Below are 15,399 nucleotides of genomic sequence, written 5' to 3' on the forward strand. Positions count from 1 at the left end.
CTCCTAAATGGCGCTTAGGAGGGTTCATTTATTAGTTATTTCTTGCGTATTTTAGACGCAAAACTTTTTCTTGTTGTTTATCCAAACGAAGCAGGATAACAACTTTATCAATACTCATGTTACTTTCAAGCAGACGTTCTGCTGCCATCATCAATCCGTTGTTGATACCCATTTCAAGAATTGGATTGTTCTTGTCATTAACATCAAAGATAAATTTATTATCAGGAAGGTCAAAGAGAACTTTCACAGCTCCGAACAGCTGTTCAAAGTTATCAATAGCAACATCATAAACTGGTTTAATACCAGGCTTCAAGCTACGGCCACGGTGGTTAAACCACATTGAATGCCAGCCACCATTGAAAGCACCAACAACGTCATTGTCATATGAATCACCAACGTAAAGTGTTGTTGCAGGGTTCATATCAAATTGCTCCGCAGCAAGATTGAAAATCTCTTTTTCTGGTTTTTGGAAACCAGTCGCTTGGCTGACAAGGACACATTTTGGGTCAATATAATCATAAAGACCAAGTTTTTTAACTTTTTTCAGTTGGTGTTCCGTTGGTCCATTCGTTATAATCCCCATTGGAACGCCTTTTTCTTTAAGAAAATCAAGCGTCATGCGCATCTCATCAAGCATTGTGATATTTTCCAATTCCTCTTCATAAATTTCTTGGAAATGCACGCCAGTTGCTTCATCAATTTCACGGTAACCAAATTCTAATAAAGTTTCCTTGCAACGCCAAAAACGGAAATACTCAGTTGTCCACTCACCTGCCATTACACGCGGAAATCCGACATCTGAATAATGACGGAAACGAATATAAGCCTGATTGATTTTACTCATATCAAAATCAGGGAAACATTTCTCAACGGCAATACGATAAGGTGCTTGTTGGTCATAAATCGTATCATCAACATCAAAAACAATTGAAGTAATCATGAATCTCTTTTCTCTCTAATAAATTTTACCGTCACATATTATACTATTTTTTACCCTTCTTTTCAATCAAAGACAAGAAAACAAAGCTAATACAAAAGTGATTAATCTCCTTGTCCGTGTCGTTATATTTACAAGACATGGTGTTTTGAACTTTGACAATCTGAAAATAGCCCCGTTTCAAGTCAGCAACAAGAAAAAACTTGCTGAAAAATCGAATTTCTTTTGAAATTACCAATTTTTGTCTCACTCTCAAGCAAAGCACGCAAAAATAAGGTGTATTCTAACTTCTTTTATGATACAATAGGAAAGAATACTTATTGGAGGAAAACATGTCAAACGAACACATTGAAGAATTAAACGACCAACAAATCGTGCGTCGTGAAAAAATGGCAGCTTTGGCTGAACAAGGCATCGATCCTTTCGGAACTCGATTTGAACGCACAGCTACTTCTGGTCAATTAAAAGAAAAATACGCTGACAAAACTAAAGAAGAATTGCATGAAATTAACAAAACAGCTACTATCGCTGGTCGTCTAATGACTAAGCGTGGTAAAGGTAAAGTTGGTTTTGCACACATTCAAGACCGCGACGGTCAAATCCAAGTCTATGTCCGCAAAGATGCTGTCGGTGACGAAAACTATCAAATTTTCAAAAAAGCAGACCTCGGTGACTTCCTCGGTATCGAAGGTGAAATCATGCGTACAGATATGGGGGAATTGACAATCAAAGCCACTCACCTTACTCACTTGTCTAAAGCACTTCGTCCACTCCCAGAAAAATTCCATGGACTTACAGACGTTGAAACTAAATATCGTAAACGTTACCTTGACTTGGTTTCAAACCGTGAAAGCTTTGAACGCTTCGTTACTCGTTCAAAAATCATCTCAGAAATCCGTCGTTACCTTGACGGACTTGGTTTCTTAGAAGTTGAAACTCCAGTCCTTCACAACGAAGCTGGTGGTGCTGCTGCTCGCCCATTTATCACTCACCACAACGCACAAGATATGGACATGGTTCTTCGTATCGCAACTGAACTTCACTTGAAACGTCTTATCGTTGGTGGTATGGAACGAGTGTACGAAATCGGACGTATCTTCCGTAACGAAGGTATGGATGCCACACACAATCCTGAATTCACATCTATTGAAGTTTACCAAGCCTATGCTGACTTCAAAGATATCATGGATTTGACAGAAGGCATTATCCAACACGCTTCAAAAGCTGTTAAAGGTGACGGTCCTATTTCATACCAAGGAACTGAAATTGCCATTGACAAACCATTTAAACGTGTTCACATGGTTGATGCTATCAAAGAAGTCACTGGCGTTGATTTTTGGAAAGAAATGACTCTCGAAGAAGCGCAAGCTATTGCCAAAGAGAAAAATGTACCAGTTGAAAAACACTTCACTTCAGTTGGTCACATCATCAACGCTTTCTTTGAAGAATTTGTCGAAGAAACATTGATTCAACCAACATTCGTTTATGGACACCCAGTTGAAGTTTCTCCTCTTGCTAAGAAAAACGCAGAAGATCCTCGCTTCACTGACCGCTTCGAACTCTTCATCATGACTAAAGAATACGGTAATGCCTTTACCGAACTTAACGATCCAATCGATCAATTGTCACGTTTTGAAGCCCAAGCAAAAGCTAAAGAACTTGGTGATGACGAAGCAACTGGAATTGACTACGACTACGTCGAAGCCCTTGAATACGGTATGCCACCAACAGGTGGACTTGGTATCGGTATCGACCGCCTTGTCATGCTCCTCACAGACACAACAACAATCCGCGACGTCTTATTGTTCCCAACGATGAAGTAAATTAGATTATATAATCATTTAAAACCTTCCCTTGAATAATTCAAGGGATATTTTTTAGCTTAAAATAAAAGAAAACTGACAGCAGAAATTCTTCTGCTTGTGCTAAAATACCTATCAATTTACTGGGAATTGACACTATGCAAAATATACACATGAAAAAATTATCGATGCCTTCTTTGCATTGGCTTCAGAAAATCCAGAGAAATCAAATATTACAATTTCCAAGATTGCTTCCAAAGCAGGCAGTTCAAGATAAGCCTTTTATCAAAAATATTTTAAAAATTTCAATGAAATTATATGATCATAATCTCATCAATAAAGAGATTTTCCAAGTATTTAATTACAATCTCTTCAGTAATCAACCCTTTAGATTACATAGCTGAAAATGTTTTACCAGCAATTTGGAAGGAGAGACAGTGGATAAGGTGTCTCTATACTACAAATATCGATCCTAATTTTGAAGATTTTATTGTCTCTACTTACACTAAGCGGGGTGCTTCAAATATTGTCCCAAAAGAAGGACAATTCAATCTCTCAAATGAAGAAGTGGTTCAACTCGTTACATCACTTACTGTAGTTGTTATTAAAAATTGGATTACTCAAGATAATCCCTCTCCACCTAAGCATTTTAAGGGAGAATTTCTGAGGCTTATCAAAACACCTATTTATGAATATATCAATCATACAGCTGTTACCGTCTCTGATTAAATACCTAAAATCTCCCTAATATAAAGTTAGATATGATTTTTCACTCCACCACCAACTCACTGATATCCTCAATTACTTTGGCGTTCATAGTATTGAGGGTTTCGATTTCTGATTGGTTGTATGGGAATGTGTTAAGCAGGATACCGTCGATGCCTGCTGCTTGTGCGATTGCCATGTCGCTCGTAAAATCATTGCCAACCATAACGGTTTCTTCTGGATTGAGTTGATTGTCGTTCAAGACCAGATTCATGAGTTCAACTTGTGGTTTTTTCATTTTGTAATCAGACGAGATATAAATCTTATCAAGAAATTCTCTGCACCCTGTCATTTCAATTTCAGCTTGGGTGAAAGCTCGCTGTGCATTTGACAATAAAATAACTGTTACTCCTACTTCTTTGAGTGTTTTCAAAGTCGCTAAGGTATTTTCGTAAGTTTGAAATTTCTTGCGCGACAACATTCTAAAAGTTTGGGCAATTAGATTTCCCCATGTTTCAAGGTCTAAAATAATGCTATCTGTGGCATGCTTGTGCGGTGCTTCTAACAGCAATTCAATAAAAACAACCACCAAATCAACCTCAACATGTTCTAACTGATAACGTTTGCGTAATTGATTTTCTTGACGTTTAATATGTTCATTATAATTTGCTTTAAGCTCCGCAGCAGAATAATCAGCACCATAAGCAGCATAAAGCGCAGCCATTTGTTCCCAAAGCTTCTCGTCTTCCTCGTCTGTCCAAATATCCACAAGTGTTCCATAAAAGTCAAAAATGTAATTCTTATATTGCAAATCTGCCATTTTTCTCGCCTTTTTTAGTGATTATGATTACGTTTCCAAATTTCATTATAAAGAAAAATACATGATTTGACTAGCCTTAGAATGTCAAAGAAAGCCACTTTATGCTACAATGTAGATAAGTATTATATTGAAAAGGAATTGCTATGTCTAAAAATATTATCTATTTCATTTCTGCTATCATTTTTTTAACTTATGGTTTGTTAACGCATAAAACAATCTTTATCATTCTGGGAATTGTTTTTGGAGTGATTGGGGTAGCAGACTATCTCAAACATAAAGGAAAATGAAATCGCTAAAAAAGCGATTTTTTTCTTGACATTCTGATTAGTTTTGAATGAAATTTAGTCAACCAAAATAAAGTTTGAGATTAACTAAAATAACTAAGGAAATGTTATGTCTAGAAATAAGCTTTTAACACTCATCTTCCCAGCATTTGGTGCTGCTTTAATTACGATACTTTCACAGATTGTGATTCTTATTGGAACGGTTCCATTTACACTTCAAACGCTTGCTGTTGGGCTTATTGCTTCGATCTTCCGTTCACGTGAAGCCACGTTCAGTGTGGCGCTTTATCTGATACTTGGCGCTATTGGACTTCCTGTTTTCGCAGGCGGTAGCGGCGGCATTGCAGCATTATCAGGTCCAACATCTGGTTTTCTCTGGGGATTTCTTTTCTACGCTGCCTTAACTTCTTACCTAACCAATATCGAAAGCTCTTTGGCTAAGATTTTTTGTTAGCAATCTACTCGGTAATTGTTTAAGCATTGATTGGCTTACAATTTTTAGCAAATATGAGCTGGCAAGCTACTTTCTTGGCTGGCGTTGTCCCCTTCATCATTCCTGAAATTGGAAAACTTATAGCTACTACAGCTATCAGTAAACCTTTATTTCTCTCTCTGAAAAATACTGCTTATTTTGCATAAAAAAAGAGTTGACAGATGAAAAATCTGCCAACTTTTTATCTCTAACTTAGCCGCGGAAAGCGTCCAAGATGATTTTAAATTCATCATTTGTGAGTGTCACACCTTTACCCATTTTGCTGTGGTCTGGGCTCCATGAACGAATATCAAATTTTGGCTCTGCTCCGTTAAAACTAACACGGTTCAATTCTTTTGTCCAACCTTTATCGCTTTCAGATAGGGTAAGTAAGTGTTCGACAATTTCAAATTTAAATTCTGACATAATAAATCTTCCTCCTAATATATATATATTCGTAAAAAAACTTTCTAAACTTTTGATTATTTATTTTTTTCTTCAAAAGGTGTATAATCATTTTATCAATTTTTTAGGTAAATGACTATGAAAAATCTTATCAAACGTTTAAAAAGGCAAGCACAGGCTTATATTGACTTTCGTGCTCAACCAGCCGCAGATATTAATCTGAAAACTCACAAAATCATCACAACCATCAAAGAAGCGCAAGAAAAGCAATTAGCGCTCCATGCTATTTACAAAGACGGCAGTTTTACAGGTGATTTGGTCAAATACGACCCCAAAAATAACAAATTAATCCTCAAAAACTTCCAAAAGAATATCTCAACAATCATCGCTATCAGCGATATCAATCGTTTGACATTGGTACCACCAACTGTCCGTAAATCTCAAGAACTAGACAAAAAATGAACGACCCTACCTACGCCATTACGTTTAAGAGTCGTTCATTTTTTAATAATTATTACTGATTATGCTCTAACAGTTTTGCTAGAACCGTCGCTTTTATAAAGGTTCACAAGTCCTTCTTTACGAGCACGAATCATATCTCCTGCTTGAACGGCTTGAGGGACAGTGATTGTCAATAATTCCATTGGATTTGGAGCACGATCAATTTTATTGCCATCAGCATCATGCAAATCTTTGATGTAAGTTTCAAAATGACGGAATCCTGGTCCATAGAATTCGACAGCATCTCCTTCGAGAATAACGTTACGTTGACGGATTGTTGCTGTCATTGTTTCTTCATCAAAGGCAACAACTTCACCGACAAATTTATATTGTGGTATTTTACGACGAGCGCCAAAGAGTTGTTCGTTTTCTGTTGGTGTTTGATAGTAGAAACCAGTTGCTAATTCACGTTGGGCAACTTTCCAAAGCTCATCAAGTAATTCACCTTTGATAGCTTCGAATTTTGCTGGGCTTTCTAGGTAAGCATCGACGGCTGCACGGTAGCAGTTTGTGACCGTTGATACGTAGTGAATTGATTTCATACGACCTTCAATCTTAAAGCTATCGACACCATTTTCAATCAAATCAGGCAAGTGTTCAATCATACACATATCAACTGATGACATAGAAAAGGGCTCTGGAATTTCACCTTCAAGACTTTTACGTTCTTGACCAAACGGCATATCGTAAAGGTCATATTTCCAACGACAAGATTGTGAACAACCGCCACGGTTAGCATCACGGTGACTCATATGATTAGAAAGGACACAACGCCCTGAATAACTGATACACATTGCGCCGTGAACGAAAGCTTCAATTTCAAGTGAGGTGTGTTTACGAATTTCTTCAATTTCAGCAATTCCGACTTCACGCGCCAAAACAACACGAGACACACCGATTTCTTCCCAGAAAGCAAAGGCTTCATAGTTGGTTGTCGAAGCTTGTGTTGACACATGGACTTCTAAACCTGGTGCTTCTGTTAAACAAATTACCATAAGTGCTGGGTCAGATACGATAACGGCATCCAAGCCCAGATCACGAAGTTCACGGAACCACTCTCCTGCACCAGTTTCGTTTCCTTCGTGGGTAACCATATTTGCTGCGACGTGGACCTTAGCACCATGCGCATGGGCATAATTAATTCCTTCTTGCAATTCTTCCATCGTGAAGTTACCAGCACGGCTACGAAGACCGTAAGCTTGTCCACCGACAAAGACTGCATCAGCTCCATAATCAACAGCGACTTTTAATTTCTCAAGAGTACCAGCAGGTGCTAAAACCTCTGGACGTTTTAAAGTTTTTTCTGACATTATTATATTCCTATTTCCAAGATAGTAAAATTTAAAGATAAATATCTTTACAACAATTTCAGTTAATTAGCTAACTTGTCATGCCCTGAAATAGTAACTCAATCATGACAAGAGTTCATTTTGGGGTAGTTTTACTTCACTTCCTCTGGGTCAAATTCATAGAATCCAGTTCCAAGTGTGCGACCTTTTGGATGTAATTTACGAATTTCTTCATCCAATAAGAAAGCTTGGTCTTGTGTAAATTCAGCTGCTTCAATCAATTCTTTAGCTTTGACAAAGCATTTAACAATCTCAACAAAATCATGTCCTGGACAATAAATACCGTCCAATTTCCAATGAGTGAAATTATGGTCAGTTAACTCTGTCAATTTTGGCATCATATCAAGATCATCAGTATCAAAAATATGTGTGCCATGTTTATCCTCAAAAATTGAGTAATGAGAGGCTTTATTGCTTGGTTCAGCAAGGAAGAGACCACGTTCACGTGTTTTTTCATCATCAATGTGCGTAAAATTGTAATAATTTTGCAATAATGGACGTTTTGAATGATGAATGACAGTAGCTCCATAAACAAGCACTTCAGCTGGGTAGCGAAGATTTTCTGACATTTTGAACAATTCGACCGACGGGATTTCACGAGCAAGAACGACTTCACTAGCGCCATGGTCTCCCCAGAAATTCACTTGACGACTTGATGTTACAAAAACAGAAACATCATAAATCATCTTGAAATCGTAGCCTTCATTTTTATTGATGTGAAAAACACCTGCATCTCCTGCTACTAAATAATCGGCTTTAATGTCTTTCAAAAAATCAAGATACGGGCGAACTGCATTAATCATATCTTGGTGCAACAACGCATTACAAGCAATACTTAGTTCTTTTCCAGCATCATGAACTAGCTTAGCGATTTCAGAAAGTTCATCATAAGTAAAATTATGAGGCAAACGTAAACCATAGTTTTCCTCACCCACATAAATACGATCAACGCCGGCATCTAAAAGCTCTTTGACCTGCTCAATAGATTCAGCTGTCGCAGTAATAATTATTTTTTCCATAACGTTTTAATTATACCACTCCTATAACAATTAGTCACAGATATCCTCTAAAATCTTATTGTTATAGCTTTCTAAAAAGTTTTAGTGTCATCTCAAAATGAGAAAAACTTTATGAGAGGAGAGGCTCAAAAAGAAATCCTCATTTTGAAACAAAAAAGAGGAACAACTATTTTAAACATATTTTTTAACATCAGTCAAGGGATTTTTTTAAAAAGGTGACAAATTTGTTAATTTATGGTATGATATCTAAGTATCAGAGGAGAGAGGATTATGCCAACACCATTAAAGCAACACAAAGAGCTTGAAGAACGGCATTATCAAGAAGATAATGCACCAAAATTTCAAGAATTTCAAGAAATTGACCACAGAAATGCTAAATTAAAAGAGTTAATGTTTTTTGCTCGTATTGCATTATTTGGAATTTCGACTGTCGTCATTTCATTCTTTTTGCTGGTCTTGAATCTAGCTCCAATCTGGGCTTTCTTATTTGCCTCTCTTATTAGCCTAGCTATTACGTCAGCTGTTTCAAGTATTATTTGGTCTTTAAGACATTGAAATGAACCACTACAACTCCACTTTGGGGTTGTTTTTATATTTTTCTTATTTTAGCTTCACAAAAATTTCTTACAAATGATACTAACCTTGTCAGCTTTATCTGTAACCTCAATAGCTCACTGAACTATTTAAACTAATCAACTATGCGGGGATGGTACAACGAATACAGAACTTTTTGTGTTCAGTACCACTCCCTCAAAATTTCCGTGTGGCTGATTCTATCGCTGTTTCAGCCACTTTTATCACAGCGGTAATTATCGCTTTTATGTTTGGTTCGCTCGCAAATAATTCTAAAATTGAATTGTAACTTATTTTTGGTTAAAAGTAGATTTAGCTACATTCTGAAAAGTCCGCTAAACACAAATTTGCTTTCCTATTTTCAGGCTCGAACATAAAAAGGTCCACTGGACCTTTTTATTATTCTTCATCAGCTTCTTCGGTAGTAGTCTCAGGCATTTTAATTGCTGGTGCTTCTTCGTCTTGTGTGTAGTCAATGATAATGTCATCAACTTTTGCTTTTGTCTCTTCTTTAATTTCTTCTGCTTCGTTAACCGCTTCAGATACTTTAGAAGTGAATCCTGAGACTTTTTCAGAAGCAAAGTCGGCTGCGGCTTTCCCTTTTTCTTTTACAGTATCCAAAAATTCATCGGTTGTTAATTCACCAGATTCAAATTTTTGGCGGTAGTCGTTGAAAGTATCAACTGCTAAATCTGTATATTCTGTTGCTTTATCTTTTGCTTTCTGATGATACTCAGCAGGATTTTCTTTATAGGCCTCATAAGCTTTAGCAGCTTTCTTTTGGAATTCCTTACCTTTTTCAGTAGATAGGAAATAAGCTGCGGCTGCACCAGAGGCAACACCAATAATTACGTTTTTCAATAGTTTACTCATGCTTCTTCTCCTTTTTTACGAAATATTTTTGAGGCAACTTTGCCAACAGCAAATGCTGCACCAGCTTTGCTAACATTTGATGAGGCTTGAGTAGCTTTTTGAGTGATGTTACGAGCTTGTGTATTCAAGTCCGAAACAGTCTCAGACAACTCTGCAACTGCCACGAAAAGTGGGGCAATTGTTGCCACCTTACCATTAACATCCTCAACTAAAACATTAGCTTTAGCCAGGATTTCATTGGTCTGATGAAGAGTGACGTTAACATCACTGGTCAACACTTTTATGGTCTGCTTTGTTTCATCAATTGTCTCATTTACAACATCAACTGTTTTATATAGTTTAACACCAAGTGGTATAAAAACGCCAACCAAAACAGCAAAAGCAATGGCAATAATTAATAGTGCTACTTCAAACATTTTTTCTCCTATCTACCTATTTTTTATTCCTGATAATACGGAACATCTTTCTGTTTTCTTCTCCAGATAACCAAGACCACACCGATCAAAACGAGTAGAGCAGAAAGCCATTGTGATACTCGAATTCCGAGTAACATTAGACTATCTGTCCGCATTCCTTCGATAACAAAGCGTCCACAGCCATACCAAATAAGGTAAAAGAAGGCAATTTCGCCTCGTTTGAAGAAACGTGCTCGGTGTCTCAGGCTCATGACAATCACAAATCCTAATAAATTCCACAATGATTCATATAAAAATGTCGGAACACGATACGAACCATCAATATACATCTGGTTCTTGATAAAATCTGGTAGGTAATTCAGATTATCTACTATTTTACCATAAGCTTCTTGATTTATGAAATTTCCCCATCGTCCAATAGCTTGCGCAATCATGACACCAGGTGCTGCAATGTCCAAAAAATCGAGTGGATTGATTGCTCGGTAATAAGAAAAAACAAATAATACGATTGCTCCTGTAATCAAGCCACCGTAAATAGCAAGGCCACCGTTCCAAATGGCAACTATTTCGCTCAATGGCTGATCAGCATAATAAGACCAATCAAAAATGACATAATAAACACGAGCACCAATAATTGCAAGTGGAAATGCAATTAAAATAAAATCTAAAATATCATCAGGAATTATCTTCCGACGCGGTGCTTCTTTCATTGCTAAATAAACAGCAAGAAGCAATCCCGAAACAATGAAAATCGCATACCAACGAATGCTAATAGAACCTAACTGGATAGCAACTGGATCAATCATTAGTTCTCCTCGTTTTGACTAATAAGCTGAGTGAGGCGGTCCTCAAATGTCTTAGTTGCATCAAATCCCATTTGTTTAGCACGGTAGTTCATGGCTGCTGCTTCAATAACGACTGACACGTTACGTCCGGTTTTTACTGGGATACGCACACGTGGAATTTTTACACCAGATAACTCGATTTCTTCGTTGCTATTTCCTAAACGGTCAAAGATTTTATCGGATTCAAAATTCTCTAAGTATATTGCCAATTGAACTTGTGATGAGTCTTTAACAGCGCTAGCACCATACAAGCTCATCACGTCAATGATACCAACACCTCGAATTTCAAGCAAATGGCGGAGAATTTCTGCGGGTTCACCCCAAAGTGTTTCTTCGTCTTTGGCAAATACATCGACACGGTCGTCAGCTACCAAACGGTGACCACGTTTGACTAACTCAAGACCTGTTTCACTTTTACCAATTCCTGAATCACCTTGAATTAAAACTCCCATACCGTAAATGTCCATAAGAACACCATGAACACTAGTACGTTCGGCAAGGCAAGAATCCAGATACCATGACATCTCACCAGATAAACGACTTGTTGGCACATGACTTTGTAAAACAGCAATACCTTTTTCTTTAGCGGCTGCCAACATTTCATCTGGGATGGCTAGATTACGCGCCACAATAATAGCAGGTGTCTCTGGCTTAATCATTTCTGCCAAGACTTGATGACGATTATGCGATGACATCTTAGTAAGATAAGACCACTCTTTCATCCCTAACAATTGCAGACGTTCTGGCGAATAATAATCAAAATACCCTGTCATCTCAAGCCCAGGCCGTGAAATATCTGATGTTGTAATTTCTTTAGCTAATAAGTTATCATCACCATATATAACATCTAGCTTGACCTTGTCCACCAACATTTTTACAGTAACCGACATTTGATGTACCATGAACCATTTACCAATCACCTCGTGACTATGTAAATAAATTGAAAATCTTAGAAAATAAGATTGTCTAAACCACAAACTATTTTCAGTTTCTCATCAATTTTTGTTCAATCCTTTTCCTCTTTTTTCATTATTATATCACATTAACCTATAAAAGTAAGCGCTCACGCAGACTTATTCAAAAATATTGTCAGTTTCATGTTGATAAAGAGCCACTAAATTAAAAACCCAGAGCAACTATGTTGCTCTGAGTTCCTCCTGTTTTGAAAGACCATTATAAGTTCCTGTTATCCTTACAAGTGTCAAGTTTTTGCTACATTGAAGTTGAACTGTCAATTCTTACCAAAACCAACCGTCGTTGTCGTCATCTTCATCAACGACTTCAGCATCCTTACGTCGGCGTGGCCCCGTTCCGTAATGGTCGCGAGTGATATCTTCTTTGTAAGGAAGAAAAATTGCTAAAAGAATATAAATGACAATGCCAAAGCCATAAAAATACATCAGCAATGCTGTCAGGACACGCGTCAAAGGCAAGTCCCAACCAAACTTATCAGCAATTCCGGCACAGACACCACAAACCAGTTTATTTTTTCGCTGTTTATAAAGAGCTGATTTCATTTTAGTCCCTTCCTTCTTTTTATCTCACTATAGTTATTATATCTCATCGCCTTTAAAATAAAATCAGTCCTACGACTGATTTTATACTGAAGAAAAAATCTTTTTTGAAGTTTACCTTACGTTTCTCGAGTTTTGATTTCTAAGAGCTTGCCATGGCAATGTCCACAACGATATTTTTGAGTATTGACATGGCATTTTCGGTGATAGTCTTGTCCACATTTTTGGCAACGGTATAGGTATTTTTCCGTCTTTTGGGGCATGGCTGGCGCATAACGCAAACCATCAACTGCTTGCAATAATGCTTTAAAGTCTGCATCAGCGTGCTTGTAGCCTTTTCCCTCAAAATACAAATGGTAATGACAAAGCTCATGGCGAACAATTTTTCGAAAAACGTTAACACCAAATGTTTCATAAATCTTGGGATTAAAATCCAAATGCCCATCAGCTGGGAAAAAACGACCACCCGTTGTCCGCAAACGTGGATTCCAAAGTGCCGTATGGCGAAATTCTTTTCCGAAATCTTCTCGTGAAACTGTTTTGACAAAATTAGTTAAGTTCACGTAAATCTACCAAGGAAAGATTGATTTTTCCACGTTCTTTATCGATTTTTGAAACCCAAACCGTCACAACGTCTCCGACAGAAACCACTTGACTTGGGTGTTTGACAAAGGACTTGCTCATTTGTGAAATGTGAATCAAGCCGTCATCATGCAAACCAATATCAACAAAGGCACCAAAATCAACGACATTACGGACAGTTCCTTCTAATTTTTGCCCAATTTCAAGATCTGAAATATCCAAAACATCTTGGCGGAGCACAGGTGCTTCAAAATCATCACGCAAATCACGTCCCGGTTTTAAGAGGTCAGCAATAATATCTTTAAGTGTTTCTTGCCCTATATTAATGGTTTCAGCCATCGTTTCAATTGAAACAGATTGCAGTTTTATTTTTGCTGAATCATCTAAATCTGTGATATTTAATTCTTTCAATAAATGTTCAACGGCTTTATAAGACTCTGGGTGAACGCCTGTATTGTCAAGGATATTTTCTGCCCCTGGAATACGCAAGAAACCTGCTGCTTGTTCAAAAGCCTTAGCTCCCAGACGTGGAACTTTTTTGATGTCTTCACGCGAAGCAATTCGTCCATTTTCATCACGGTATTTGACAATATTTTCAGAAATTGTTTTATTTAATCCTGAAACGTGGGCTAATAGCGCAGGGCTTGCTGTATTAATATTAACGCCGACTTGGTTAACAACGGTATCTACAACAAAATCAAGGTTTTCGGCAAGTTTTTTCTGACTAACATCGTGCTGATATTGTCCGACACCAATTGATTTTGGATCGATTTTAACCAATTCTGCAAGTGGGTCTTGCAAACGACGCGCAATGGAAATAGCAGAGCGTTTTTCAACAGTCAAATCTGGAAACTCATGACGTGCCAATTCAGATGCTGAATAGACAGAAGCTCCGCTTTCATTGACAATCACATAAGAAACATCAGGAAAATCTTTCAAAGCTTGTGCCACAAAGGCTTCACTTTCACGGCTAGCAGTCCCATTTCCGATAGCAATAATCTCAACACCATATGTGCGAATGAGCTCTGCTAAATCTTTTTTCGATTGCTCGATTTTAGCCTGACTAGCTGGTGGAACAGGATAGATAACTTGGGTAGTCATCAATTTTCCTGTTTGGTCAACAACAGCTAACTTAGTTCCTGTACGAAAGGCTGGGTCAAATCCTAACACCATTTTTCCTTTCAAAGGAGACACCAAAAGGAGATTGCGAAGATTTTCGGAGAACAGTTCGATTGCACCATCCTCTGCACTTTCTGTTAACTCACTGTGAACACGGCGTTCCATAGCAGGAACGATTTTTTTCTTAATCGTTTTGGCGATGACATCATCAATATAAGCATTTTTATTTTTAAAACGAGCTCCCATGAAGCGCACCATTTTATCAATGTTATGCTCGAAACCAACTTTTAAAATGCCGAGTTTTTCACCACGATTAAGCGCCAAAATACGATAACCTTGAATTTTAGAAACTTTCTCTGAAAAATCGTAGTAAATTTGGAAGGTTTTATTATCATCGGCAGCTTCGTCTTTAACTGTTGATATGATTGAGCTGTAAGACCAGATTTCATTGTAAACCCATGAGCGGAGCTGGTTGTCCTCTGAAAAAGCTTCAATGAGAATTTCACAAGCGCCAGCAAGTGTCTTGTCAGCTGTTTCAAATCCTTCTGTTATAAAATTCGCTGCTTCTACTTCAAGCGAAGGTTTATTTTGCAAAATTAAACGAGCTAGTGGAAATAGCCCTGCTTCTCTGGCGATAGTGGCTTTGGTACGACGTTTTTCCTTGTAAGGAAGATAAAGTTCCTCAACATCGGCCAACTTTTCAGCGTTCTCAATAGCTTTTTTGAGTTCCGCAGTAAGCTTACCTTGTTCTTCAATTTTAGCAAGAACAGTCGCCTTACGGTCAGTTAAAGCTGTCATGCTTTTATCCAAGTCAATGATAGTCTTAATTTGTACTTCATCCAAATTACCTGTCATTTCCTTACGGTAACGAGCAATGAAAGGAATGGTATTTCCTTGTGAAGTCAAGTCTAGAACTTTGGCAATTTGGCTCTCTTTGAGGTTTAAATCTTGAGCAATTTTTGTTACATTTTCCATAGTGCTTCTATTATATCATAAATCAGCTGAATCTAAGGTTTTCTCTTAGATTTTTAAATGCAATAATGAGAAATTCACGCCAATTTCTTAGGCAGATAAATATCTAAATGACACACTATTTCGCATTAAAATAGCTAACTTGTCTGCTTAGTTTTTGTACTATTTGAGGATTGATAGTATAATAAGAGGTGATTACATATAGAAAAGA

General features: G+C 37.4%; 17 protein-coding genes and 1 pseudogene. 6 read left to right on the plus strand and 12 right to left on the minus strand.

All coding sequences use genetic code 11. The features are described from left to right. Window positions 1-31 precede the first annotated feature (31 nt). Window positions 32-940: an HAD family hydrolase gene (locus CCC20_RS02445; RefSeq protein WP_003065710.1), complete on the minus strand. Its 909-nt coding sequence runs from the start codon at window positions 938-940 to the stop codon at window positions 32-34. 329 nt (window positions 941-1,269) lie between these two features. Between CCC20_RS02445 and lysS the strand changes: the two genes are divergently transcribed. Both lysS and CCC20_RS02455 read left to right on the plus strand, forming a co-directional pair. Beyond that, on the plus strand, window positions 1,270-2,760 hold the full coding sequence (lysS, locus tag CCC20_RS02450) for a lysine--tRNA ligase (RefSeq protein ID WP_003065715.1): 1,491 nt from the start codon (window positions 1,270-1,272) through the stop codon (window positions 2,758-2,760). Between the two features lie 297 nt (window positions 2,761-3,057). Then, window positions 3,058-3,468: a hypothetical protein gene (locus CCC20_RS02455; RefSeq protein ID WP_238374693.1), complete on the plus strand. Its 411-nt coding sequence runs from the start codon at window positions 3,058-3,060 to the stop codon at window positions 3,466-3,468. Between the two features lie 40 nt (window positions 3,469-3,508). Here CCC20_RS02455 and CCC20_RS02460 read toward each other — a convergent pair whose 3' ends face one another. Then, the gene (locus tag CCC20_RS02460) at window positions 3,509-4,264 is read right to left on the minus strand and encodes an HAD family hydrolase (protein ID WP_058692388.1); all 756 of its coding nucleotides are present in this window, start codon (window positions 4,262-4,264) and stop codon (window positions 3,509-3,511) included. Window positions 4,265-4,407: 143 nt separating this feature from the next. On the opposite strand from CCC20_RS02460, the gene CCC20_RS02465 reads away from it, so the two are divergent. Beyond that, a complete protein-coding gene (locus CCC20_RS02465) occupies window positions 4,408-4,551 on the plus strand; it encodes a hypothetical protein (protein WP_003065719.1) in 144 nt (47 codons plus the stop codon). 106 nt (window positions 4,552-4,657) lie between these two features. Further along, window positions 4,658-5,187 (plus strand): annotated as a pseudogene (locus CCC20_RS02470) (biotin transporter BioY). A 46-nt stretch (window positions 5,188-5,233) separates the two neighbouring features. Here the strand turns inward: CCC20_RS02470 and CCC20_RS02475 are convergent. After that, window positions 5,234-5,446 carry a YdbC family protein gene (locus CCC20_RS02475; protein WP_003065722.1) on the minus strand — a complete coding sequence of 71 codons (213 nt, stop codon included), beginning with the start codon at window positions 5,444-5,446 and terminating at the stop codon, window positions 5,234-5,236. 117 nt (window positions 5,447-5,563) lie between these two features. Between CCC20_RS02475 and CCC20_RS02480 the strand changes: the two genes are divergently transcribed. Then, complete coding sequence (locus tag CCC20_RS02480; RefSeq protein ID WP_013852095.1) at window positions 5,564-5,887, plus strand: hypothetical protein; 324 nt, start codon at window positions 5,564-5,566, stop codon at window positions 5,885-5,887. Between the two features lie 59 nt (window positions 5,888-5,946). Here the strand turns inward: CCC20_RS02480 and CCC20_RS02485 are convergent, their stop codons facing one another. After that, a complete protein-coding gene (locus tag CCC20_RS02485) occupies window positions 5,947-7,236 on the minus strand; it encodes a peptidase U32 family protein (RefSeq protein ID WP_013852096.1) in 1,290 nt (429 codons plus the stop codon). Window positions 7,237-7,367: 131 nt separating this feature from the next. Next, window positions 7,368-8,294 carry a peptidase U32 family protein gene (locus CCC20_RS02490; protein ID WP_058692389.1) on the minus strand — a complete coding sequence of 309 codons (927 nt, stop codon included), beginning with the start codon at window positions 8,292-8,294 and terminating at the stop codon, window positions 7,368-7,370. Between the two features lie 270 nt (window positions 8,295-8,564). Here CCC20_RS02490 and CCC20_RS02495 point away from each other — a divergent pair, with 270 nt between their 5' ends. Next, window positions 8,565-8,849 (plus strand): DUF3270 domain-containing protein, encoded by a 285-nt coding sequence (locus CCC20_RS02495; protein WP_009854624.1) that lies wholly within the window; start codon window positions 8,565-8,567, stop codon window positions 8,847-8,849. A 417-nt stretch (window positions 8,850-9,266) separates the two neighbouring features. Here the strand turns inward: CCC20_RS02495 and CCC20_RS02500 are convergent, their stop codons facing one another. From CCC20_RS02500 to CCC20_RS02530, 7 genes are all read right to left on the minus strand, one after another. After that, a complete protein-coding gene (locus CCC20_RS02500) occupies window positions 9,267-9,740 on the minus strand; it encodes a YtxH domain-containing protein (protein WP_058692390.1) in 474 nt (157 codons plus the stop codon). After that, window positions 9,737-10,156, minus strand: coding sequence for a DUF948 domain-containing protein (locus tag CCC20_RS02505; protein ID WP_058692391.1), 420 nt, complete (start codon window positions 10,154-10,156; stop codon window positions 9,737-9,739). Before CCC20_RS02505 ends, CCC20_RS02500 begins: the two co-directional genes overlap by 4 nt. 23 nt (window positions 10,157-10,179) lie before the next feature. Further along, complete coding sequence (gene lgt, locus CCC20_RS02510) at window positions 10,180-10,962, minus strand: prolipoprotein diacylglyceryl transferase (RefSeq protein WP_058692392.1); 783 nt, start codon at window positions 10,960-10,962, stop codon at window positions 10,180-10,182. Further along, window positions 10,962-11,891, minus strand: a complete 930-nt coding sequence (hprK, locus tag CCC20_RS02515; protein WP_280521830.1) for an HPr(Ser) kinase/phosphatase — start codon at window positions 11,889-11,891, stop codon at window positions 10,962-10,964. The genes lgt and hprK overlap by 1 nt, the downstream gene beginning before the upstream one ends. A 348-nt stretch (window positions 11,892-12,239) precedes the next feature. Continuing rightward, window positions 12,240-12,518 carry a PspC domain-containing protein gene (locus CCC20_RS02520; RefSeq protein WP_003065742.1) on the minus strand — a complete coding sequence of 93 codons (279 nt, stop codon included), beginning with the start codon at window positions 12,516-12,518 and terminating at the stop codon, window positions 12,240-12,242. A 116-nt stretch (window positions 12,519-12,634) separates the two neighbouring features. After that, window positions 12,635-13,078, minus strand: a complete 444-nt coding sequence (locus CCC20_RS02525) for a SprT family protein (RefSeq protein WP_058692393.1) — start codon at window positions 13,076-13,078, stop codon at window positions 12,635-12,637. Continuing rightward, on the minus strand, window positions 13,065-15,191 hold the full coding sequence (locus tag CCC20_RS02530) for a Tex family protein (RefSeq protein WP_287178922.1): 2,127 nt from the start codon (window positions 15,189-15,191) through the stop codon (window positions 13,065-13,067). The genes CCC20_RS02525 and CCC20_RS02530 overlap by 14 nt, the downstream gene beginning before the upstream one ends. Window positions 15,192-15,399 lie beyond the last annotated feature (208 nt).

The organism is Streptococcus sp. LMAG:39, from assembly GCF_008680485.1.
Classification (GTDB): Bacteria; Bacillota; Bacilli; order Lactobacillales; family Streptococcaceae; genus Streptococcus; species Streptococcus pasteurianus.

Excerpts from the sequence above, each read along its gene's own strand:
- CCC20_RS02445 (WP_003065710.1), bottom strand. The coding sequence starts at position 940 with ATGATTACTTCAATTGTTTTTGATGTTGATGATACGATTTATGACCAA.
- lysS (WP_003065715.1), top strand. The coding sequence starts at position 1,270 with ATGTCAAACGAACACATTGAAGAATTAAACGACCAACAAATCGTGCGT.
- CCC20_RS02455 (WP_238374693.1), top strand. The coding sequence starts at position 3,058 with ATGATCATAATCTCATCAATAAAGAGATTTTCCAAGTATTTAATTACA.
- CCC20_RS02460 (WP_058692388.1), bottom strand. The coding sequence starts at position 4,264 with ATGGCAGATTTGCAATATAAGAATTACATTTTTGACTTTTATGGAACA.
- CCC20_RS02465 (WP_003065719.1), top strand. The coding sequence starts at position 4,408 with ATGTCTAAAAATATTATCTATTTCATTTCTGCTATCATTTTTTTAACT.
- CCC20_RS02475 (WP_003065722.1), bottom strand. The coding sequence starts at position 5,446 with ATGTCAGAATTTAAATTTGAAATTGTCGAACACTTACTTACCCTATCT.
- CCC20_RS02480 (WP_013852095.1), top strand. The coding sequence starts at position 5,564 with ATGAAAAATCTTATCAAACGTTTAAAAAGGCAAGCACAGGCTTATATT.
- CCC20_RS02485 (WP_013852096.1), bottom strand. The coding sequence starts at position 7,236 with ATGTCAGAAAAAACTTTAAAACGTCCAGAGGTTTTAGCACCTGCTGGT.
- CCC20_RS02490 (WP_058692389.1), bottom strand. The coding sequence starts at position 8,294 with ATGGAAAAAATAATTATTACTGCGACAGCTGAATCTATTGAGCAGGTC.
- CCC20_RS02495 (WP_009854624.1), top strand. The coding sequence starts at position 8,565 with ATGCCAACACCATTAAAGCAACACAAAGAGCTTGAAGAACGGCATTAT.
- CCC20_RS02500 (WP_058692390.1), bottom strand. The coding sequence starts at position 9,740 with ATGAGTAAACTATTGAAAAACGTAATTATTGGTGTTGCCTCTGGTGCA.
- CCC20_RS02505 (WP_058692391.1), bottom strand. The coding sequence starts at position 10,156 with ATGTTTGAAGTAGCACTATTAATTATTGCCATTGCTTTTGCTGTTTTG.
- lgt (WP_058692392.1), bottom strand. The coding sequence starts at position 10,962 with ATGATTGATCCAGTTGCTATCCAGTTAGGTTCTATTAGCATTCGTTGG.
- hprK (WP_280521830.1), bottom strand. The coding sequence starts at position 11,891 with ATGTCGGTTACTGTAAAAATGTTGGTGGACAAGGTCAAGCTAGATGTT.
- CCC20_RS02520 (WP_003065742.1), bottom strand. The coding sequence starts at position 12,518 with ATGAAATCAGCTCTTTATAAACAGCGAAAAAATAAACTGGTTTGTGGT.
- CCC20_RS02530 (WP_287178922.1), bottom strand. The coding sequence starts at position 15,191 with ATGGAAAATGTAACAAAAATTGCTCAAGATTTAAACCTCAAAGAGAGC.